We start from the raw sequence: 19,508 nt of genomic DNA, 5'->3' as shown, positions 1-19,508 counted from the left end.
GGGCATTGAGGCGATACGGCAGAGCTGTCGCGGCTCATGCCCGAACTGCGTCACGCGGCCCGGGCGGGGCGAGGGCACATTCGGCCGGGCCGCATCACAGCGATTGGGGGGTGCGATGGATGACGGTACGCTGGAGCGGCGCGCTATGGGGGCTGAACAGCTGGTCGCCGCCAAGATCACCGAGTTCGGGGCGCACTTGACGGCAGGCGACCGAGCAGCGGCCGAGCGAGCGCGGACGGAAGCCCTTGCCGCCCTGGAGGTTCACTTCGACCTGACCGATCAGTTGATCAGCCAGACGTTCGCGTAGACCTGACTTCAGATGATGGGCGCTTCCATCGCAAAGCTTAGATTGGCTTGCAGACCCGGCAGGAGCGGATCCACAACCGCTGACGACAGCCGCACAGCCGATACCCGATCAGACAAGCGTATCATCGCGATGGGGATGGGCACCGACGGTCCGCGTTCCAACCAAGCCGACGACCAATAGGTCGGAAAGAGGCCTTCCACCTCTCTAAGCATGTTTTCGGCCGATTGACCGTCCGCATGGTCGTTTGCCTACTGCTGTACGTCGTGCTGAACCTGACGTGGTGGTTCTGCACCACGGCTTCGCAGGCGCGGTTGTCGCATTCTACTCGATCACCGGCACACCGTCGGCTCTGGACGGTGGGGGACCATCGGGCCAATGCCACGTCTCTGGCGTCCGCTGCATGGACTGGATGGTCTGACCGGGCACCGCCGGAATGCCGGTGGGGACGGGAAAGTCCGTTCCAGACGGGACAAGATACAGCGTGAAACGATGTGGCGCGCCGGCGAAGTTGACCTCGACGACGATCTGGCGCCCGTTCCTTCCGGGATCAGCAGTTGGTCCGCAAAGATGTAGCCCCCGAAGGTGGCTCCGGAGTCGATGGTTGTGGTCTGGAGGACGTTCCGTCCCCACGCCGACATGGCATGGCGTAGTCGGCTTTCGATTGTGGCGGAGTCCACTGCATAGGAACCGGAAGCCGTGCGGAAGGCGATCTGGCGGCGGGTTCGGTCGGGCAGGCCTTTCGTGTCGAGGTAGGCCAAATACCCCTCCACACCAGCGTCGATCCAGGCCGCGTTGAGGTCGCGCTGGGCTTTAACGCGCTCTTGATGGCGCAGATAGTTGAAGTCCTGAACGTAGAGTGGCGTGCCATCCTCTAGGGATATGCGAACATCTTCGGTGCCGAAATTGATCGGCTGACCTGACGTGTTGAAGGCTGCAAGGGCGAAATACATCTTCGAGGTCGCGTTGTACCGGACCGGCAGAAGCATCACTGCACCGGCCGGGCCATTCGACACCATCGCGGCGTTGCCGCGCGAGAACCGGACACCGACATTGTGATCACCCGTAGGGATCATGCGATATTCTGGCTCGACAGTTGCACAGCCCGCAAGAACCGCGCTCGCCACCAGTGTTGCGAGCAGTTTGGATTTCATCGACGTTTTCCCCGAACGGCGCCGAAGATGCCGATGAGAAGCCCGATGATCGCCCCGACAGGACCGGCAACGAAGAAGCCGACCACTCCGAATATGATGCCCATCAGGCAACCCATTTTGCATCCCCCTTCAGATAGGACATCTATGTCCTAGCGGGGTTACCGCTCCGCTAACACCATCGCACCGATGGAATGGGAGAAGATCGTCGGCGCGAATATCAGGCGCCTCCGCAAAGAGCGTGGGTTGAGCCAGGAGGCGCTTGCCGGCGACGCAGGCCTCGCGATGCGCCACATCGGCCGGATCGAACGTGGCGAGGGCAATCCCACAGTGTCGATGGTCGCTAAGATTGCGACCGTACTCGGCGTTCATCCATCCGCGCTCTACGACGAGATCGCTGCCGCGAAATTTTGACAAGTCCTCGGCATATGATCGCGAGGCAAGTATCACTCCGTCAGGGGCTCTTCTCGAAGCCCCTGCGCCACGGCCTCGTCGCACAAACGGACGATCATCATGTAGATCATTCGATTCTTCAGCCGCCCCATGTCGAATCCCGCCGCCAACGCCAGCGCGGTACGCTTCGTCATACTTGCCGGCAATCGCTCCTCGCGTGCCGATCCCAGAAAACAGATCGCATCGTGCATCGCTTGTTGTTCGAGTCGTTCGTCATGGGGCAGGCGTTGGAAGGACGGTTTTGCCTCGATAGCATCGATGCAAGATCGCCACCCACCGAGCCGCCAGACACGGTTCGCTGCTTCGCGGTTAGCCTCGACGCGAGGGTCACGCTCGGCTGGCGGCAGGTCATGAAAGACCATCGATGAGTCGAGCCATTCCGTGGCAGGGTCGATTTCGGCAGCACCAACCGCGTCGTCCAGCAGGCGTTCAAGTTCCATAGAGTTTCCTTTCGTAAGTATGAAATGATGCGGCGTCGTTCAGGCTTTGGATGACGAGCGTCCGCCGCGCGTCAGTGCGGCGCCGACATCGGATTGATAGTCAGGCCGGTGATGTCCGTAGACACGCTCGAGGGTTCGAGGGGTCATACCCAAGTACTGAGCCGCCTTGCGGGTAGGCACATCGGCTTCCATCAGCCAGGTCGCCGCCGTATGGCGGTGCCAGTGAGGCGTGACGGTATCGGAAAGACCGGCGTCTTTAACGATGCTCGAATACCCCTTGCGAATCCGACCCCGGATAGCGCGGGCGCCGTGGTGCAAAACGGTCTCGACCGGCGGCAGCCCTTGCTGCGCCCGTTCTTCGTTCAGCGCATCGTCCTGGCGGCGCCAGCGTTGCATATGCCGGAGAAGGCGCAGAGGGATCCGAAACATCGGACGGCGTTTTGTGGGACGGTCCGCCTCGTTGCGGCCTCGCCGGAATATCCAACCCCGTTCCAAATCCACCCAGGCGCTGTCATCGGACGGCGTCCAGCTCAACTTTGGCAACACGCCAGGCCGAGTGCCGGTGTAGATTCCCAGAAGGACGAACCGTGGAAGGTGCTTGCGGTTCGACTTGGTCGACGCCGCGGTCGCAACCCATTCGCCGCCGTTCCGGCGCCAGCCCCGCGCGGCGCGCAACAACGCGGCCACATCATCACGGCTCAAGGCATCGCGCGGCCCCTCCACCTTCGAGGGATAGGTGAAGATCACCCGACGCGTCAGCGGGTACTCGGCTGCCCAATAAGACACCGCCGCCGACAGATCTTCCAGTTCCCGACGTGCGGCGGCCGGCGTAACGCAACGCGCGAGCGCTGCATTCTTGAAGGCCTTGATCGGCTGCTGTGCCCGGTAGGCGATGTATGCCTCACAGGTGCTGCGTCGGATCGCCCCCAAGGTCTTGCCGCCCCACCACGTCAGCACCGCTGAAAGCCGTACCGATAGGCTGACAGGGTCCGCGACCCGAGGGCCTTTCTCTCGCGCATAAAGAGCGACGACGTCATCAACGAGCACCTCCTCCGGCGCCTGCGCGCGGTCCTTCGGACGGGAGGCTGCGTGGCGCTCGCTTAGGTACTCGGCGAGGAGCGTTTCAGCTTCTGCAAGGCGCTCTGGGCCGCAGCCTGTGCTGATGCTCTTCGTGCCGTCCATGATGAAGTAGACGGGCGCAATCGCTCGGCCGGATCGAGCATCGACACGCCCTCTTCGCAGGTAGAGGCGGACGCCTTTTGACGGCCTACCCATGTGCGCAGCTCGAAGAGCGCCCGCAGCGCGGCAGGCGTGACAAAAAGACGGCCCGCAACTTTCGCGGCGCGTAAGTTGCCGTTTCGGATTTCGGTTCGGAGCGAGGTGACGGTGAGCGGACCCTCTGGAAAGAAAACAGCGATTGCTTCCACGAGCGTAAGTGGCTCTTCGTCGTGCCAGTCACAGGGATTAGGGCGACGGCTTGCGCGTCCTGGAAGGTTTGGCGGGGGCGGCTGGAGACCCACATGCTCACCATGCGGGTCCGCCACCATGACGACTCTGAGTGTTGAACCAACCCGACGGGATCGACGCGGCTAGGTTAGGCTGGAGGAACACCAAGAGCGACTCGTCGATCCAGCTGTTGATGGCGGCTTCCTCGGCGTTCCCACTGGTCGTCGCGTCAATGCCGACAAGCCAACACACCCCTTGGCGAAGGATGGATCCTACTGCTGGTCCGCAAAGATGACGGGCAAGCAATTCGCGCACGCTCTGGGTGGACGCTTCGGCGAACATCAGCTCACCTTCCATAATTATGGTAAGTTCATCTGGGCTCGGACCGCGTGCGGCAATGCTCGTCCGCAGCTTGAACAACACGGCTCCTGGCGCCGATGTTGGCAGATTGCCCCGCAGACATGCAGGATGAAAACCTTCAAGATCAGTCATACAGCGCTCCCTGTTTGAAGACCCCATAGACAAAGGAGTCACTTTTTGCGTAATGGTCAGAATAAGAGATGTGGTTGATTTGGGGTAGACTGACATGGCGCGCCTTCCGGCTCTTATCGATGCACTTGCCGCCGCTGACGGGCGCCCGCGTCGCAGCGTCGATCATGTCGCCCGTGAGGTACGCGAGGCGGGGCTGATTCGAACCACCAAGAGGGGTCGCGGCGCGGCCGACATGACTTCGATTGATGCAGCCTACCTTATGCTTGGACTTTATGGTGCCCCGACCCCAGCCGACGCAAAGGCCGCGGCGCAGGAGTTGGCCAGTTTTAAGAACGTCGTCCCAGGAAGGGTCTATCCAGAACTGGAAGCGATCAGGGCGGCCCCCGATTTGGTGCACGCTTTGGCTGCCTTGATCGAACTCGCGCCGCTGGTTGCGGCTCCAACCTCTCTTGCGGACACTTTTATGGAAATGTCTGGAGGGGCGCGCTTCCCCGAGCTTTTGCCGAAGGGGTGGACAGTCCATCTGACCTTCGAGCGTCCCAATGCTTCCGTATGGCTGGGCTTGGTGCGACCAGACTCGACTGAAGAACATGGATACGATGAGATCATCTTCATCTTCGATGGCGCGAGACCACCCGCCCCGCCGCGCGCGCCCTTCGTGAAGATCAAGACACGAGTCAACGGCGGCGTAATACGCGCGGTGCATCAAAGCCTGTTCGGCGCCGAACCTGGCTCCCGGTTGGAGAGGCGTTGAGCGGTCGCAGCCGCCTTGCCAAAGACGAGCACTTTTGCTTCCAACACGTCGCTTACAGAGATCCATAGGCCGCCACCTCCGCTGGGGTTAGCGGCTGCTCAGCCTTGCGGTGTGTAAGAAGCTGTCGCCGCGCGCCTTCGATAAGCATCGTGCCGGAAGTGTTCGCATCCCGCATGGCCTGGCGCCGCCCCATGGCTTGAACAGCCGTCAATTCGTCCTGGGATAGGTAGTGCTCTAGGGTAGCGTGGATGTGCTTGAGCGAATGCCCGGTGACGGAAGCGATCATGGGCACCGTACAGCCCGCGCGACCGAACTCGACGATCGCCGTATGGCGCAGCGTGCCTAGCTTCAACTTGCTGTTTTCGTAGCCCGTCGCTCGAGAGCGGATATAGCCAAACCGAGCACTGATTTCCCGCCCGAACGGCTTCCCATCCTTGCGTCGTGAAAACATGTAGTCGCCGTGGCGGAAATCGCGATCAAGGATACGTCGAGCGGAGGAGTTTTCGACGCGAAGTCGGATGACAGCATTGGTCTTGCGGCATCGATAAAAAAAGCAGCCGTCCGCATAGTTGATACCGTAGCGAAGGTTACGGACACTCCTAATACGTTGACCGATTTCCCACTGTGTAAGGATGAACTTGGCGAGTCCCTCCTCGTTGTGCCGCAACATTTCCGTCACAAGGCAGTAGACATCATCCTCCGTCCACAACTGGGTCTCCGCCTTCGCCGGCTTGGACGTCGATGTGATTGCCAGGTGTGCAGGTCGCAGTCCTTCCCGAATCGCCATCGATGCCAGGACGCGCAGCTCTCTGTACAACTCACGACGCGAGCTCTTGGACTTCACCTCAAACATCAGCGCACGCTCAAATTCGCTTTGCGTCGACATCGCCAGATCTAGGCCTTGGCGTTCAGACAACATCACAAGGCGCTGTTGCAGAAGCTCGTTGGTCTCTCGAGTTCGGTCTTCGTTGCCAAGCCATTTCTCAGACGCGTGACGCAGAGCGATGACGGTTCGCCAAGTCTCAAGCGACGTCTTCTGGACCACAGCCTCTTGGGCCAAGTCGGCATAGGGGTGGCTGAGGCCTGCTCGCGCCTTACAGAGTTGGGTGTAGAGGATGTCGGCTTGGCGGCGGAGCTCAGCCTCCTGCTCAGGAGTTAGTTGCTCCATATCTACGCCGTCGTGGCCCTCAAGAAAAACAGGACGAGATTTCGGCCAGCCTTCAGGACGAAGCCGCTCAGGGACGACAAACCGCAAGCGCGAACGACCGTCGTGGCGCTTACGCTCCTCTATGTAATAGCCAATCTTGGTTTTCATGTTCCTCCTATGGGCCCAGCCCGTTCAACAACCTCCATTTCCGACCGATGGTCAGAAATCAGGACAATCTTTATTCCGACCGATGGTCAGTTATCAAGCGCTAAGGCGGTATTTTGCGTGCATCCGGGCCAGCCGTTGCGCAATTGCCACATCCAGAGCCGTTGCCTCGGCGGATTTGCCCTGGCGTAGCGCCGACATGACGTCCTTGGCGCAGAAGAGTGCTTGGCGAGCGTGGTCGATTGGTTCCGGCAAACGGCCGGCAGCCACCCGGCGCCAAAGCGTCGCGCGAGAAAAACGGGCGATCTGACACACTTCGCCCGTCGTCAGCCGCGCGGGTGCATCGCAATCAACATCGTCACCTGTCGTGTCGGCGACGCAACTCGTAATGTGCCCAGCCATCAGTTGAGGCTCCGAGGCTGGAACGACAAACCCTGGCAACGGCGCCGCAGCATCAGCATGACTTCGGCGCCAGCAGAACGATGACGAGCGGCGATATTGAGCGGGGGCTGCTCGGCGTGGATCAACTCGCTCTCCTTGGCACGCGCCCCCGTCGCCGGGCGGATCGCGACCGAGACATGATCACCGATCCAACGGCTGAGCGCCTGCTCGCTCTCGGGCTCGAAGCCGAAGTAGGACTTTCGCGGCACAGGGCGAGCGATGAGCCTCAACTGCTCGGCCAGGACGGCGCCAAGGGACATTCGAAAAGTAGAGCGACAGGTGTCGTCCGACAGATGGCATTTGACCCGACGACGCAGGCTGTCCTCAGAGGCGCCGATGTAGAGAACGGCGCGACGTCCGAGTCGCACGGGCTCGAGTTTGAGTCCGGCCCGGTCCAGCGCAGGCTCCAACGCTTCGGGATGATCAAGAAGTAAGGCGTAGAGGCCAGGAACGTCCGGGATCATCATAGGATTACGCCGCATCGCACTGACGGGCTGAATCATGTAGGTAGAGATTGAAGACAACTAGAACTCCTTTTATTCATATGAACATTTTTTGTTCACATTGAGCTCGGTAGCACACCGCCCGCCTATGGTCAACATTCATTCACACGAGCGAAAACTGCCCAGCCGCGGGCAGTTGAAGGCAGCTCGGGCGGCGCTCGATTTGACCGTCAAGGATTTAGCGGCTGAAGCGTTATTGGGCGTCAGCACCATCAGGCGCGCCGAGGATGACGGCGCTCACGTGCTGACCGCGGCGAATGCTCAGCGTCTCCTCGATACCTTTGCACGCTTGGGCGTACTGTTCCTCGATGCCGACGAGAATGGCCCCGGACTCAGAGTTCGTCAGCCCTAGCCAGCTGGCATGCATCCACCACAGACGGCAGACCGATTTGGGATGGCGCTTCCGAACCCCACCATCCGTTAGCTGGTGAGGGTGTGGCGCATGTCGACGTCACCGTGGTTACGACCAGCGTCGTCGATTTCCACCGAAAGTCAGGACAGTTGACTCGCTAGAGGGCTGAGTCCGTCGCGAGTCCGCTCTCGTGAGGCCGCCGAAGCGGCCGCACCAAAAATTCCGTTGATATTGAGGCAGTTGCCTGCCGCGTCGCGCCGAGTTGAACCTATAGGTCGCTCGTTCCCCGCCCGATGGAGATTACTGATTTCAATGAGTTAGGAAGAGCAGCAAACCCGGAACCAACCCACACCGTCTCAAGCAGCCTCAGGCTGACGCAATCCAGTCCGTCGCCTGCGGCGACGCCGATTTCCGACTTCCCTATCCTCGCCAGCCCGCGCGGAAAGTGCATTTAGATAGGCGAGGAAGGCTTCGCCGTTCCGCACCGAGAAGAAGCGCGCCTTCATCGACAGCTCGGTCGCCAACGGTCTCTCTCCAAGGAGGGTCTCGAACATTTTGTCGATGAACATGGCGTCGACATACGAGCCATAGGTCGCGATGGCCCGGATATCGTTCAGGGTTCCCCGGTCGGGAGGACCCTGCCCGCTGGCCATGCGCCGCGCCAGGCCAGCGAAGAGGTAGGACGACACCCGGTGCTCCGGCAGTTGGTGATTTCCCTTCCAGTCCCAGAAGTCCACGACCGCCTGGGCGGACCTGTCCTCGGCCACGCCCCTCTTTTCGAAGAAGGATCGGAGCTGCCGGAACTGCCGCATGACGGTGCTGTCGTTTCCCTCGACCATCTCGACCCAGTCCCCGGTTTCCAGACCCCGCTGAAGCCGCTCGGCCGATGCTCTCACGGCACCCCGGTTGGCGCTGGACAGACTGTTCAGCTCCCGCTTGAGAACGGTCCGGAACGACGGCTTGTCCTTGGCCCATTGAACCGCGAACGCCTGGAACTCGGCCGCGGCGCTGTCCCGGCCAGCCCGGACCGCCGGCGCGAACTGGCTGAAGGACATGTTGGCCGAGATGTGCAGTTCGGGCAGCCAGGCGTTTCGCTCGCCGTCGAGGATCCCGTCGACATCGAAATCCAGGTCCGGTGGCGGCCGACCCTCGGCATAGGCCTCGGCAAACGCCCAGACCTGGGCCATCACCACGTCTTCGACGCGATGAAATTCCGTATCCCCCGACAGCATGTCATGGGCGAGCCTCAGCCCGTCCGCCATGCCGAGGTTCACGAGGGTCTCGTCGTCATGGATGTTCGACGACGGGAAGACCGCCTGCTGAAGGAGGTAGGCGCGGCGGACAGCGTCGTGCAGCCGAACCCAGAACGCCCGGCCAGTCGCGTTATCGCGCAGGGTTCCGGAGGATACCTTGTAGACGTTGCTGATGGCGAACTGATCCAGATAGATGACCGCCTTGTCCACCGGAGGCAGGACCTCCCGGACAGTGTGCCGGCACCGTCTGCACCGACGCGTCAGGATCGATTTGCCCACCGACAGAACGCCCAGTTCGCCGACGGCGGCGCACGCGGGGCAGTCGCGGAAGGGCGCGCGCTCGAACATCAGCCCCTCGCAGTCCCCGATCCGTCCGGTCCCGTGTTGGCCCAGTTCGCCGCGAGCGTCTCTCCAACGCTTGAGACCTTCTCGTAGCCCAGCCAGGTCTTGAGGAACTCGCGTTCGTGGGTGGTGCTGGCGTAGACGTGCTTCTGGGCCCGCACCGCCATAAGCTTGCGCGCCATGTCCACCGTCTCTTCCGCGGGCATCTGCATCACCCCCCTGGCGTAGGATTCGTCATAGAAGGCCAGAAACAGGTGACGCGGCCCCAGCGGCATCAGGATCTGTCCGCTCTCCTTGCCGAGCCCATTGCTCATGAATACCGGCCTGTCGCTGATTAGGAACGGCTGGCTCTTCCGGTCGGTCGGCCAGACGTACCAATTCATCTGGCGGATACGCTCGGCCAGGCTGCTGTGCATGACTAGGGAGTGCAGGATCCGGTGGCCAAGACGTTGCCCGCCCAGATCGTTCGACCCGGCCTGTTCCGCCAGCCAGGCCTCGACCGTGGGCGGGTCGTTCGCCCCCCTGAGCGCCTCGTAGTCCGCCTGGGTTTTCGGGTCCGGCGCGGCCCAAATCTCCGCCGCCGCAGCCTTGAGCGCGCGGGTGCTCTCGGGCCCCCTTATAATGAGGCTCAGCAGGAAGTGGCTCCACCACTCCATCTCCTCCACGCTCAGCTCGTCACCTCCCGTCTCGATCATGCGATGGACGATCTTTGCCGCCTGGTCGTCGAGCTTGCCGAACAGGTTGGTCTCGATCGTCGCTGAAGCCTCTCCCAGAGCCGGGAAGCTGTAGAGCTCGGGCTCGAACGCGATGCTCTTGGGCACGCGCCAGTCGACCGTCACCTTGCCGGTCGGCAGCTTCTGGTAAAGCGCGACCTTGCCTTCAGGGTTGCTCCACTGCTGGAGCAGGAATTTCGGCACATAATGGTGCCGCCAAGGCTTGTTCGGGGGTTTGGACGCGGTCATGGTGCGGGTCAGGCTGGGGTTCTTACGAACGGCAGTCTAGGCCAGTGACGCCGGGAAAGACCACGCCCGACCGCCGATGGCGAGGCGCGGTTGCGGTCACGGCGGGCCGCTGACACCCTGCGTCCATGCGGACCGAAGCCTCGCTGGATCAAAGTCGACGATTCGCCGCCGAGATGGCGCACTGGCTCGAGCGTTTTGACGAGACGCTGGCGGACTGTGAGACGCCCGTGGCCTCGACCCCGCGTCGCGGCAATCACGCAACGTCGAGGACACCGACCGGGCCGATGAGGACTTCTTCGGTCTCCACTGACGGCGCGCAACATCGGCCGCGCCAACGCAGTCATCCGGTTTCCCGTCGCAGAGATCTCCACCGTGGCGGTCTGCGAGCCCTTGTAGAACTTGATCGTCGCCGACGTTCTGATTGCCGTGTTGAGGGCGGTCAGGGCCGCCGATGCGGCGGCGTCAGAGATTCGAAAGGCCATTTGGCTCCTTGGTGAGGGGTTCGGAGCATTTTGCTCCGCAGCCCACCCATGAGTGTCCGACGCGAAATCGGTGGAGAACTGCCCCACCGCGTTCTCAGATCCCAAGAACGAGGGTATCCAGCGCGCAAACGGGGATTTGGCGTGGCCGCTTCGGACTTTTATCTGACACTCTTCGCGGTTCCGGCGACCGGTCCGCGCGACGGCGGTTTGGAGGATCGCGTCAAAGCCTTTCTGGAATCGTCTCCGATGACGGAGTCGCTGGATGACGCCAAATTTGCCGACGTCATCGGTTCGGCGAGCAAGGCCGACTACTTGCTGGCCAACCGGGCGTTCATCTTCGAACTGAAGACGCTGAACGGCGACCCCAAGGATCGCGTCGAGAACCGTCTTCGCGAGCGGTTCGCTCAGCCGGGCGGCCCGATCGTCTTCGGCCAAGTCGGCCTCAGTCAGATCGTTGACGGCCTGGATGACAGCCAAGCGGTTTATAAGGCCGTTCTCGACCTCTCGTCGCGGGCCGTCCGACGCCATCTCCAGAAAACCAACGAGCAAGTCGCGTCCACTCGGGAGGGCCTGTCGCTGGACGATGCGGCCGGAATGCTCGTCCTGATGAACGACGGCGAGCCTATGATCGACGCGGCTTGCATCGGCTATTCAATCAAGGCGGCCATTGAGGCCGTCGAAAGCGGCTATCCCGAGATCAGATACGTCTTGGCCATCATTGAGAGCCACAGGATCAGGCTACCGGGTGGCGGTGAGGGCTACCCCCTGCTTTTGGTCTGCCGCCAAACCGACATCCCGATCCAAGACGCCCAGTTCCTGGGCCTGATGCTGGATAGCTGGGCGAAGGCACACGGAGCCGGTCTCGTTCGGATCAGTCATCACGGCGATTGGTCGGCGATGGACCCCATCTACGACGGCGGTCCGCCCGTCCTGAGTCCCTATCGGTAGGTTCGCCGTCTTCCTGACCCAACCTGCCTGATGGGAGAGGCCGCTTTGGACACCTATGCTGAGCGGCTGCGACCTGCCCAGCAGTCGACGTTCCCAACCGCCGTTAAGAGTCACGAGCGGCTGCTGAAGTGCACCGTCCGACTAGTGCCGGACGAGGACCTGGTGGCTGAACAACAACTTCGCAGCCGGGTTTCTGGCCAGTTTCTGGGCAGCGGCTATGTACGGAAATCAGCTAAGTTATTGAAGGAAATGGTGGACGCGACAGGGATTGAACCTGTGACCCCCTCGATGTCAACGAGGTGCTCTCCCGCTGAGCTACGCATCCGCCGTAGGGCTCCGAAAAAGCGGTTCGGAGCGGGAAGAGCGGTCGTATAGCGGCGCGGCCTGTCGGCATCAAGCCGATTTCACGGCAAGAAAGAGATTTCTCGAAAAACGTCGTCGGACAAAGGCGTCAGGCGGCGACCATGCGCTCGACCTCGTTGACCAGGTCGCGCAGATGGACGGGCTTGGACAGGACCTTGGCGTCCGGCTTGGCCTGGGCGGCGGTCAGGGCGACGGCGGCGAAGCCGGTGATGAACATGATGCGTAGGCCCGGCTGGCGAGCGGCGGCGACGCGCGCCACCTCGATCCCGTCCGCGCCCGGCATGACGATGTCGGTCAAAAGCAGGTCGTAGGGGCCGTGTTCCAAGGCGTCGATGGCGTCGTCGCCATTCTCGCAGTCGATCACCTGGTGGCCCGCACGCTCCAGCGCCCGGGTCAGAAACCCGCGCAGGGAGCCGTCGTCTTCGGCCAGGAGGATACGCGCCATGGAGAAACACCCTTGAAACTGACGGCCAGCCTAGGGCCCCAACGGTAAACCGCCCATGAAATTCAACGATCAGCCGACTTCCTTCCACAGCGAAACCCGCTATGCCGGGGCATGACCGACGTCGGCGACAGCTTCTGCATCACCCCGGCGTCGCCGACGGCCGAGGCCACGGCCCTGGTGTTCGCCTCGCCCCATTCGGGCGACCTCTATCCCGAGGACATGGGCGCCACGCCGGGCCTGACCGCCGCCAGCCTGAGAAGCGCCGAGGACGCCCTGGTCGCCCAACTGATCGCCGATGGGCCGCGTTGGGGCGCGTCGCTGATCGAGGGTCGGATCGGCCGGGCCTATGTCGATCTGAACCGAGATCCGGGCGAACTGGACCCCGCCCTGATCGAGGGTTTGGACGGCCCGGTCGGGGCCAAGACGGCGGCGGGCTATGGGGTGCTGCCGCGCCTGGCCGGCGACGGCACGCCGCTCTACGCGCGGCGCATGAGGCGGGAAGAGGCCGAGACGCGAATCGAGACAGTCCACCGCCCCTATCACAAGGCGCTGGGAGAACTGATGCAGGCGACGCGGGCGCGGCGCGGGCGGGCGGTGCTGATCGACTGGCATTCCATGCCGGCGCGTGCGGCGGGGGTCGAAGTGGTGCTGGGCGACCGTTATGGCTCGGCCTGCAGCGCACGACTGACCCGCAGGCTGCGCGACCTGTTCGAGGGACTGGGGTGGCGGGTGTCGCTGAACCGCCCTTACGCCGGGGGATGGTCCACGCAATGCTGGGGCCGGCCGGACGAGGGGTATGAAGCCATCCAGATCGAGATCAGCCGGGGCCTTTACCTGAACGAGGCGACCCTGACGCCCAGCGCCGGCTATGGCCGCACGCACAAGGCGCTGAGCCGGGTCATCGCCGCCCTGTGCGCGGAACGCTGGGCTGACTGATCGTTGATCAGATCAAAAAAAAGCCGCACCCGAGGGTGCGGCATATAAGTCTATAGGGAGGAAACGCCCAGGAAGGGCAAGACGTCCGGAGACGTCGAAGAACAATCTAGGTTGCGATGCACAATGGGTCAAGGCCCCAGTTGTCACGCCGTGTTACGTAATTCCAACGTTCTGACTACGTCCTAGACCAAAGTCGAACATGCAGCCGATTTCGCAGGTGCGAAGACGCAAGGATCAATGCTCCAGCAGACGGCGCGCATTTCGGATTGCGCGGGCGGCCGGCGACGCCTCCTGGCGATAGATCAGAAGGCCGAACGACGACGCCACGCCCAGCGCCAGCCACAACGGCCCGAACAGCCAGGCCGCCGCCGCCAGGGCGAAGTAATAGCCGCGCACCCCCTGGCTGAACGAACTGAGCGCCGGGTTCAGCAACTGGCCCGCCGCCTCGCTGAACGCCTTGCGGTCGGTATTGGAATGCAACTCCGGCGCCGATCCGATCAGAGCCAGGGCGTAGTTCATCTGACGCAGGGCCCAGATGAAATCCAGGAAGCCGCGCGCCAGGCAGATCAGCACCAGGGCCAGCTTGGCCTCCAATATCCGGGTCGGCACATTCTCGGCCCCGACCGCCGCGAATCCCTGCAGAGCGCTCTCGCCGCCAAACAATATGCCCGCCACCGCCGCGATCAGCAGCAGATTGGTCGAGGCGAAGAAGGAGGCGGAGTTGATGGAATGACCCATCAGCTGGCTGTCGATCAGCTTCATCTCCCGGTGCGTCATGGATCGCATCCACATGGCGCGCACATGGGTCATGTCGTCGTTCAGCGACCCGCCCTTCCTGCTGATGAAGGACAGGATGGGTCCATAGCCCAGCCAGCAGATGAAGAAGAGGGCCAGCGCCGCCCAGTCGATCCAGGTCATGACGTCATGATGTCCGCGATCCGCCGGGCCTAGGCAAGCCCGTTCGCCACAGGTCGCGCTTGCCGTTCGCGCCCGCGCGGCCTATCACCCTTCGCCTTTCAGAATTTCGCAGTCGCAGCAAAGACCCGCCATGAACCTGGACGCCATTCCCGTCGGTCCGAACGCCCCCTGGGACATCAACGTCGTCATCGAAATCCCTCAAGGGGGCCTGCCGGTGAAATATGAGATGGACAAGGAATCGGGCGCCCTGTTCGTCGACCGCTTTCTGCACACGGCCATGTATTATCCGGGCAACTACGGCTTCATCCCCCACACCCTGTCTGACGACGGCGATCCGTGCGATGTGATCGTGCTGAACCCCACGCCGGTCGTTCCGGGCTGCGTGATCCGTTCGCGTCCCATCGGCGTGCTGATGATGGTGGACGAGGCCGGCGGCGACGAGAAGATCCTGGCCGTGCCGGTCGACAAGCTGAACCCCTATTACACCGAGATCGCCAGCTACCGTCAGCTGCCGGCCATCCTGATCGAGCAGATCGAGCACTTCTTCACCCGCTACAAGGATCTGGAGAAGGGCAAGTCGGTCACGGTAAAGGGCTGGGGCGACGCAGGCGAAGCTGCCGCCCTGATCGAGGCCGGGATGAAGGCCCATCAGGACAAGCTGGCCAAGAAGGCCGCCAACGCCGCCTGATCCGGCGCAGACAGCGATGAGCCGCAAAAGGCGCTCTCCGGCAGGGGGGCGCCTTTTTTTACTCCGCCTCAGCCCGGCCATTCACGCCTCAGGAGGGCGTACTGAAAGGTGTTGACGTAGATCGGCTGGCCCCGGACATCGTTCACGAAAGAGACAAAATCCCGGAACAGTCCCTCGCGCTGCATGCCCAGCCGTTCGCACAGCCGCTGGGACGCCAGATTGTCATCCTCCACATAGGCGTAGAGACGACGCGCCTGTTTGTCATCAAACAGATGCCGCACCAGGGCGCTCGCCGCTTCGAACGCATAGCCGACCCCGGCGAAGTCGGCGTTGAAGTTCCAGCCGATGGACCAGGTGTCCGGCTCTTCGAAATGGGCGAAGACATCGCCGATCACGCGCCCGTCGGCCTTGGACTGGACGGCGATGTATTCGCCGGCTGCACCACGCTTGGCCGCCTCGGCTTCAGCAGCCTCCATGTCGGCCAGTTGCATCGACAGGAAGCAATCGGCGCGGGGCCGATGCAGATAGGCGAACAGGTCGACGGCGTCGCCGGCCTGAAAATCCCTCAGGATCAGCCGATCCGTCTCAATCGATGTCATCCGCAGTCTCCGGTTAGGCGGCCACAGTCCTAGCGCAGGACGGCGGCGGGCACGGCGCGACATGACGCCCCTGACCGGCCCGAGGATTACACCGATTTCATTTGAGCCCCAGCGGCGCTTGGGTCCCCATGCCCGTCCTTCGAGGGGAGACCATCATGCGCCACGTCCTGTTCGCCGCCTTTACGGCGCTCGCCGTCCTGTCGTCCGCGCCCGTGACGGCCCAGTCGCCCGCCGCTCCCACACCGCGTGTCCAGGTCGTCGACGGCGACATCGCCCGTTTCTGGGCCGCCTATGACGCCGTGCGCGCCGAGAGCGATCCGGCCCGCCAGCGCGATCTGTTCCAACGGCTCTACATCGACCAGGGCACGCCGGGCCTGGCCGCCTTCATGCAGGCCAAGGGCTATACGATAGACACCTTCCTCGACGCGATCCGCGCCTATCCGGCCTATTGGGACACGGTGCGTCCGCGCACGGCCCTGGCGGGTCAGGCGCTGGAGAAGCTGGAGATCCATCTGGCGCGACTGCGCGAACTTTATCCCGACCTGCGTCCCGCCAGCGTCTATTTCGAGGTCGGCGCCCTGCGCTCGGCCGGCACGACCCAGGACGACAAGGTGCTGATCGGGGTCGAGATGGCTGCCGGCGACGCCAGCGTGGACCTGTCGCAGATGCCGCCCAATCTGAAGCGCTTCTTCACCACCTATTTCGCCAGCGATCCGCTGGAGAACCTGGACCTGCTGGCTGCGCACGAGGTGGTCCACACCCAACAGCGGGGCGAGCGCCAGACCCTGCTGGCCCAGGTGGTGTATGAAGGCGTCGCCGATTTCGTGGCCGAAAAAGCCACCGGCCGGCTGCCGAAACTGCCCTATGTGACCTATGGCCCGGCCCACGATGCGGCGATCAGGACGGCCTTCCGCGCCGACATGAACGGCGAGGACTTCAGCGGCTGGCTGTACAATGGGGTCAACAACCCGTTCGGCACGGCCGACCTAGGCTATTACGTCGGCTATGTCATCGCCAGCCGCTACTATGACCGCGCGCCGGACAAGGCGGCCGCGATAAAGACGATGCTGGAACTGGACTATGCCGATCAGGCGGCGGTGCAGGCTTTCGTCGACGGCTCGGGCTATCTGGACGCGGGCGTTTGATCGAGGATTTGACGCGCCGCGACGCCCTGCCCTCTCCCGCAACGGTTTGCGGCCTCCTATCTGGTCGGCATGACTGAACTGACCCCCCGCGAGATCGTCTCGGAACTGGATCGCTACATCGTCGGCCAGAACGACGCCAAGCGCGCCGTCGCCGTCGCCCTGAGAAACCGCTGGCGCCGGAAGCGCGTGCCGAGCGACCTGCGCGATGAGGTGACGCCCAAGAATATCCTGATGATCGGGCCGACCGGCGCGGGCAAGACCGAGATCGCGCGGCGCCTGGCCAAGCTGGCCGGCTCGCCCTTCCTGAAGGTCGAAGCGACCAAGTTCACCGAGGTCGGCTACGTCGGCCGCGACGTGGACCAGATCGTGCGCGACCTGGTGGAGAGCGCCCTGGTCATGGTGCGCGACCGTCGGCGCGGCGACGTACGGGCCAAGGCCGAGGCCGCCGCGGAGGACCGCATCCTGGACGCCCTGGTCGGGCCGGGCGCGGGGGCTGCGACCCGCGACAGTTTCAGAAAGAAGCTGCGCGCCGGCGAACTGGACGACAAGGAGATCGAGATTTCGCTGGCCGACAACGCCTCGCCAATCCAGGGACTGGACATCCCCGGCGGCGGCAATGTGGGTTTGCTGAACCTGTCGGAGATGCTGGGCAAGATGGGCGGCGGGCGCACCAAGACCGTCAAGCTGACCGTGCGCGACGCGACCCCGCCCCTGATCGCCGAGGAAGGCGACAAGCTGCTGGACCAGGACAGCCTGACCAGCGAGGCCCTGTCGCTGGCCGAGAACGAGGGCATCGTCTTCCTGGACGAGATCGACAAGGTGGCGGCGCGCCAGGGCGCATCCGGCGCCGACGTGTCGCGCGAGGGGGTGCAGCGCGACCTCCTGCCCCTGATCGAGGGGACCACCGTCTCGACCAAATACGGGCCGGTGAAGACCGACCACATCCTGTTCATCGCCTCGGGCGCCTTCCACGTCGCCAAGCCCTCGGACCTGCTGCCCGAGCTTCAGGGCCGGCTGCCGATCCGGGTCGAGCTGAAGGCCCTGACCCGCGACGACTTCAAGCGCATCCTGACCGAGCCGGAAGCCAATCTGATCCGCCAGAACCAGGCCCTGCTGGCCACCGAGGACGTCACCCTGATCTTCACCGACGATGCGGTGGAAGCCATGGCCGATGCGGCGGTGGCGGCCAACAGCGCGGTCGAGAACATCGGCGCCCGCCGGCTTCAGACCGTCCTGGAGCGCGTGCTGGAGGAAACCAGCTTCAGGGCCTCGGACCTGTCCGGCCAGACCGTCACCTTCGACGCCCCGGCGGTGCGCGACCGCATGGACGCCCTGACCAAGGACGTGGACCTGAGCCGGTTCATCCTCTGACACCCAGCGTCATTCCGGGCCCAGCAAGGCGAGGAACCCGGAATGACGATCAGGCGCGCTCGTCGCCTTGTCGGCCGTTGCGCTTCAAGCGGCGCTTCAGCAGCTTGTCGGCCACAGCCTCGGCCTGACGCTGGGTGAAGGCCAGGGCGGCGGGGTTGCCGCGCCGGGCGCCCACGCTGTCGGCGACCATGGCGCCCCGCTCGCCTAGCGGCAGCGGCTTGCCGGTGGTGGTGTCCACGGCGGTCTGATGCTCGATCTCGGCGTTCAGCGCGGCCCCCAGCAGGATCACCTGCACCGACAGCCAGGTCCACAGAAGGAAACCCATCATGGCCGCCAACGGGCCATAGCTGTCGGTCCGCACGAAGTGGCTCAGATACCAGCTGAACGCCAACGACAGGCTGACGCTCAGCGTCGCCGCGAAGATCGCGCCCGGCGTCAGCCAGCGCCAGCGCGCGTTCTGGCGGCACGGGCCGTATCGATAGATGCCCATCAGGGCCAGCACATAACCGGCGAACAGCAGGGGCCAGCGCAAGGGGGCGAACAAACCCCACTCCTCCTCCAGCCCGAACAGGCGCACCACCACCGGCACCCCGACCACCAGGCCCGACGTCACCAGCACCGCCAGCAGGCCGCCGATGGTGAAGGTCAGGCAGGTCAGGTTGTAGCGGATGAAGTTGCGCTTCTCTGTCTCGTGATAGGCGACGTTCAGCCCGTAGAACAGCATCTTGACCGCCCCGTTGGCCGCCCACAGCGACAGGATCAGGGTCCAGATCAGGGTCAGGGTCAACTGGGTGTTGGAGTTCTCGGCCAGCCGTTGCATCTGGGCGCCCAGGAACTCCGCGATACTGTCGGGCATCAGGGCGTAGAGGAACTGAAGCCGCCCCCAGGCGTCGGCCGGATCGGCGAACAGGCCGTACAGCGTCACGAACGAACCCAGCAGCGGGAACAGCGACAACAGGGTAAAGAAGGTCACGCCGCCCGCCACAAAGCCCACGCGGTCGCCGAAATAGGACGCTCCGGCCCGCCAGACGATGTCGGTCCAGCCCTTGCGCGGGATACGGTGCGGACGGTCCGCCAGACGCCCCCGTCCCGGCTCCTTGGCGTCGTAATCGGCGGGCGTGGGCGGGGGCGGCGGCAGGACCTCGGGCCGGGGCGCGCGAAGCTCCACCCCCACCTTGTGCCCCTGGCTGTAGAGCAGATGGGCCGCGCCCGCGCCGGCCGCCAGTCCGCCGGCCGCCGCCGCCAGATAGCGCCACAGGCCGCCGCCCCCCCGCCATCCACGCCGCAGGGGCGAACGGGCCGAGACGGCGGCGGTCAGACGGGACAGGGGCGAGGCGTGCTTGGACATGGACAGGCGAACGGTATAGCTGGCCGCGCGTTCCGCAAATGCTTGAAATCGTCGTCGGCT

General features: G+C 63.7%; 22 protein-coding genes and 1 tRNA gene. 9 read left to right on the top strand and 14 right to left on the bottom strand.

Going from position 1 to position 19,508, the window contains the following annotated elements; all coding sequences use genetic code 11:
* The first annotated feature begins 115 nt into the window (after positions 1–115).
* Positions 116–307: a hypothetical protein gene (locus ACYX4P_RS05245; protein WP_248117991.1), complete on the top strand. Its 192-nt coding sequence runs from the start codon at positions 116–118 to the stop codon at positions 305–307.
* A gap of 329 nt (positions 308–636) precedes the next feature.
* On the opposite strand, the gene ACYX4P_RS05240 is transcribed toward ACYX4P_RS05245, so the two are convergent.
* The gene (locus ACYX4P_RS05240) at positions 637–1,458 is read right to left on the bottom strand and encodes a hypothetical protein (protein ID WP_248117994.1); all 822 of its coding nucleotides are present in this window, start codon (positions 1,456–1,458) and stop codon (positions 637–639) included.
* A gap of 186 nt (positions 1,459–1,644) precedes the next feature.
* On the opposite strand from ACYX4P_RS05240, the gene ACYX4P_RS05235 reads away from it, so the two are divergent.
* Positions 1,645–1,869, top strand: coding sequence for a helix-turn-helix domain-containing protein (locus ACYX4P_RS05235; RefSeq protein WP_282438811.1), 225 nt, complete (start codon positions 1,645–1,647; stop codon positions 1,867–1,869).
* Between the two features lie 32 nt (positions 1,870–1,901).
* Here ACYX4P_RS05235 and ACYX4P_RS05230 read toward each other — a convergent pair whose 3' ends face one another.
* The 3 genes from ACYX4P_RS05230 to ACYX4P_RS05220 all read right to left on the bottom strand — a co-directional run bounded on the left by ACYX4P_RS05230 (position 1,902) and on the right by ACYX4P_RS05220 (position 4,286).
* The gene (locus ACYX4P_RS05230; RefSeq protein WP_248117998.1) at positions 1,902–2,348 is read right to left on the bottom strand and encodes a hypothetical protein; all 447 of its coding nucleotides are present in this window, start codon (positions 2,346–2,348) and stop codon (positions 1,902–1,904) included.
* Between the two features lie 39 nt (positions 2,349–2,387).
* Entirely contained in the window at positions 2,388–3,530 is a 1,143-nt protein-coding gene (locus ACYX4P_RS05225) for a tyrosine-type recombinase/integrase (protein WP_476070216.1), read from the bottom strand.
* A 342-nt stretch (positions 3,531–3,872) separates the two neighbouring features.
* Positions 3,873–4,286: a hypothetical protein gene (locus ACYX4P_RS05220; protein ID WP_476070215.1), complete on the bottom strand. Its 414-nt coding sequence runs from the start codon at positions 4,284–4,286 to the stop codon at positions 3,873–3,875.
* A 94-nt stretch (positions 4,287–4,380) separates the two neighbouring features.
* Here ACYX4P_RS05220 and ACYX4P_RS05215 point away from each other — a divergent pair, with 94 nt between their 5' ends.
* The gene (locus ACYX4P_RS05215; RefSeq protein ID WP_248118002.1) at positions 4,381–5,040 is read left to right on the top strand and encodes a hypothetical protein; all 660 of its coding nucleotides are present in this window, start codon (positions 4,381–4,383) and stop codon (positions 5,038–5,040) included.
* Positions 5,041–5,092: 52 nt separating this feature from the next.
* On the opposite strand, the gene ACYX4P_RS05210 is transcribed toward ACYX4P_RS05215, so the two are convergent.
* The 3 genes from ACYX4P_RS05210 to ACYX4P_RS05200 all read right to left on the bottom strand — a co-directional run bounded on the left by ACYX4P_RS05210 (position 5,093) and on the right by ACYX4P_RS05200 (position 7,260).
* Positions 5,093–6,355: a hypothetical protein gene (locus ACYX4P_RS05210; protein WP_476070214.1), complete on the bottom strand. Its 1,263-nt coding sequence runs from the start codon at positions 6,353–6,355 to the stop codon at positions 5,093–5,095.
* Positions 6,356–6,448: 93 nt separating this feature from the next.
* Positions 6,449–6,754 (bottom strand): helix-turn-helix transcriptional regulator, encoded by a 306-nt coding sequence (locus ACYX4P_RS05205; protein ID WP_476070213.1) that lies wholly within the window; start codon positions 6,752–6,754, stop codon positions 6,449–6,451.
* Positions 6,754–7,260 (bottom strand): GIY-YIG nuclease family protein, encoded by a 507-nt coding sequence (locus ACYX4P_RS05200; protein ID WP_476070212.1) that lies wholly within the window; start codon positions 7,258–7,260, stop codon positions 6,754–6,756. Before ACYX4P_RS05200 ends, ACYX4P_RS05205 begins: the two co-directional genes overlap by 1 nt.
* 124 nt (positions 7,261–7,384) lie before the next feature.
* Here ACYX4P_RS05200 and ACYX4P_RS05195 point away from each other — a divergent pair, with 124 nt between their 5' ends.
* Positions 7,385–7,648, top strand: coding sequence for a helix-turn-helix domain-containing protein (locus tag ACYX4P_RS05195; RefSeq protein ID WP_476070211.1), 264 nt, complete (start codon positions 7,385–7,387; stop codon positions 7,646–7,648).
* Between the two features lie 356 nt (positions 7,649–8,004).
* Here the strand turns inward: ACYX4P_RS05195 and ACYX4P_RS05190 are convergent, their stop codons facing one another.
* Complete coding sequence (locus ACYX4P_RS05190; protein WP_476070210.1) at positions 8,005–9,249, bottom strand: hypothetical protein; 1,245 nt, start codon at positions 9,247–9,249, stop codon at positions 8,005–8,007.
* Positions 9,249–10,205, bottom strand: coding sequence for a DUF4238 domain-containing protein (locus tag ACYX4P_RS05185; RefSeq protein ID WP_476070209.1), 957 nt, complete (start codon positions 10,203–10,205; stop codon positions 9,249–9,251). The genes ACYX4P_RS05190 and ACYX4P_RS05185 overlap by 1 nt, the downstream gene beginning before the upstream one ends.
* Before the next feature lie 623 nt (positions 10,206–10,828).
* Between ACYX4P_RS05185 and ACYX4P_RS05180 the strand changes: the two genes are divergently transcribed.
* Entirely contained in the window at positions 10,829–11,635 is an 807-nt protein-coding gene (locus tag ACYX4P_RS05180; RefSeq protein ID WP_248121232.1) for a hypothetical protein, read from the top strand.
* A 250-nt stretch (positions 11,636–11,885) separates the two neighbouring features.
* On the opposite strand, the gene ACYX4P_RS05175 is transcribed toward ACYX4P_RS05180, so the two are convergent.
* Both ACYX4P_RS05175 and cpdR read right to left on the bottom strand, forming a co-directional pair.
* A tRNA-Val gene (locus ACYX4P_RS05175) sits at positions 11,886–11,960 on the bottom strand.
* 126 nt (positions 11,961–12,086) lie between these two features.
* A complete protein-coding gene (gene cpdR / locus ACYX4P_RS05170; protein ID WP_248121230.1) occupies positions 12,087–12,443 on the bottom strand; it encodes a cell cycle two-component system response regulator CpdR in 357 nt (118 codons plus the stop codon).
* A gap of 111 nt (positions 12,444–12,554) precedes the next feature.
* Here cpdR and ACYX4P_RS05165 point away from each other — a divergent pair, with 111 nt between their 5' ends.
* The gene (locus tag ACYX4P_RS05165; protein ID WP_248121228.1) at positions 12,555–13,379 is read left to right on the top strand and encodes an N-formylglutamate amidohydrolase; all 825 of its coding nucleotides are present in this window, start codon (positions 12,555–12,557) and stop codon (positions 13,377–13,379) included.
* A gap of 234 nt (positions 13,380–13,613) precedes the next feature.
* Here ACYX4P_RS05165 and ACYX4P_RS05160 read toward each other — a convergent pair whose 3' ends face one another.
* Complete coding sequence (locus tag ACYX4P_RS05160) at positions 13,614–14,297, bottom strand: DUF599 domain-containing protein (protein ID WP_248121226.1); 684 nt, start codon at positions 14,295–14,297, stop codon at positions 13,614–13,616.
* Positions 14,298–14,427: 130 nt separating this feature from the next.
* Here ACYX4P_RS05160 and ppa point away from each other — a divergent pair, with 130 nt between their 5' ends.
* Positions 14,428–14,985, top strand: coding sequence for an inorganic diphosphatase (ppa, locus tag ACYX4P_RS05155; protein ID WP_248121224.1), 558 nt, complete (start codon positions 14,428–14,430; stop codon positions 14,983–14,985).
* A 68-nt stretch (positions 14,986–15,053) separates the two neighbouring features.
* Here the strand turns inward: ppa and ACYX4P_RS05150 are convergent, their stop codons facing one another.
* Positions 15,054–15,584 (bottom strand): GNAT family N-acetyltransferase, encoded by a 531-nt coding sequence (locus tag ACYX4P_RS05150; protein WP_248121222.1) that lies wholly within the window; start codon positions 15,582–15,584, stop codon positions 15,054–15,056.
* A gap of 155 nt (positions 15,585–15,739) precedes the next feature.
* On the opposite strand from ACYX4P_RS05150, the gene ACYX4P_RS05145 reads away from it, so the two are divergent.
* Positions 15,740–16,729, top strand: coding sequence for a DUF2268 domain-containing putative Zn-dependent protease (locus ACYX4P_RS05145; RefSeq protein ID WP_248121220.1), 990 nt, complete (start codon positions 15,740–15,742; stop codon positions 16,727–16,729).
* A gap of 69 nt (positions 16,730–16,798) precedes the next feature.
* A complete protein-coding gene (gene hslU / locus ACYX4P_RS05140; RefSeq protein WP_292074944.1) occupies positions 16,799–18,100 on the top strand; it encodes an ATP-dependent protease ATPase subunit HslU in 1,302 nt (433 codons plus the stop codon).
* A 49-nt stretch (positions 18,101–18,149) separates the two neighbouring features.
* Here hslU and ACYX4P_RS05135 read toward each other — a convergent pair whose 3' ends face one another.
* Positions 18,150–19,448: a YihY/virulence factor BrkB family protein gene (locus tag ACYX4P_RS05135; RefSeq protein WP_248121216.1), complete on the bottom strand. Its 1,299-nt coding sequence runs from the start codon at positions 19,446–19,448 to the stop codon at positions 18,150–18,152.
* Between the last annotated feature and the right edge of the window lie 60 nt (positions 19,449–19,508).

It is taken from the genome of Brevundimonas sp. ABV4_179 (assembly GCF_056311945.1).
Note: the sequence above shows the minus strand (reverse complement) of the source record. Positions and strands in the feature narration are given on the sequence as shown.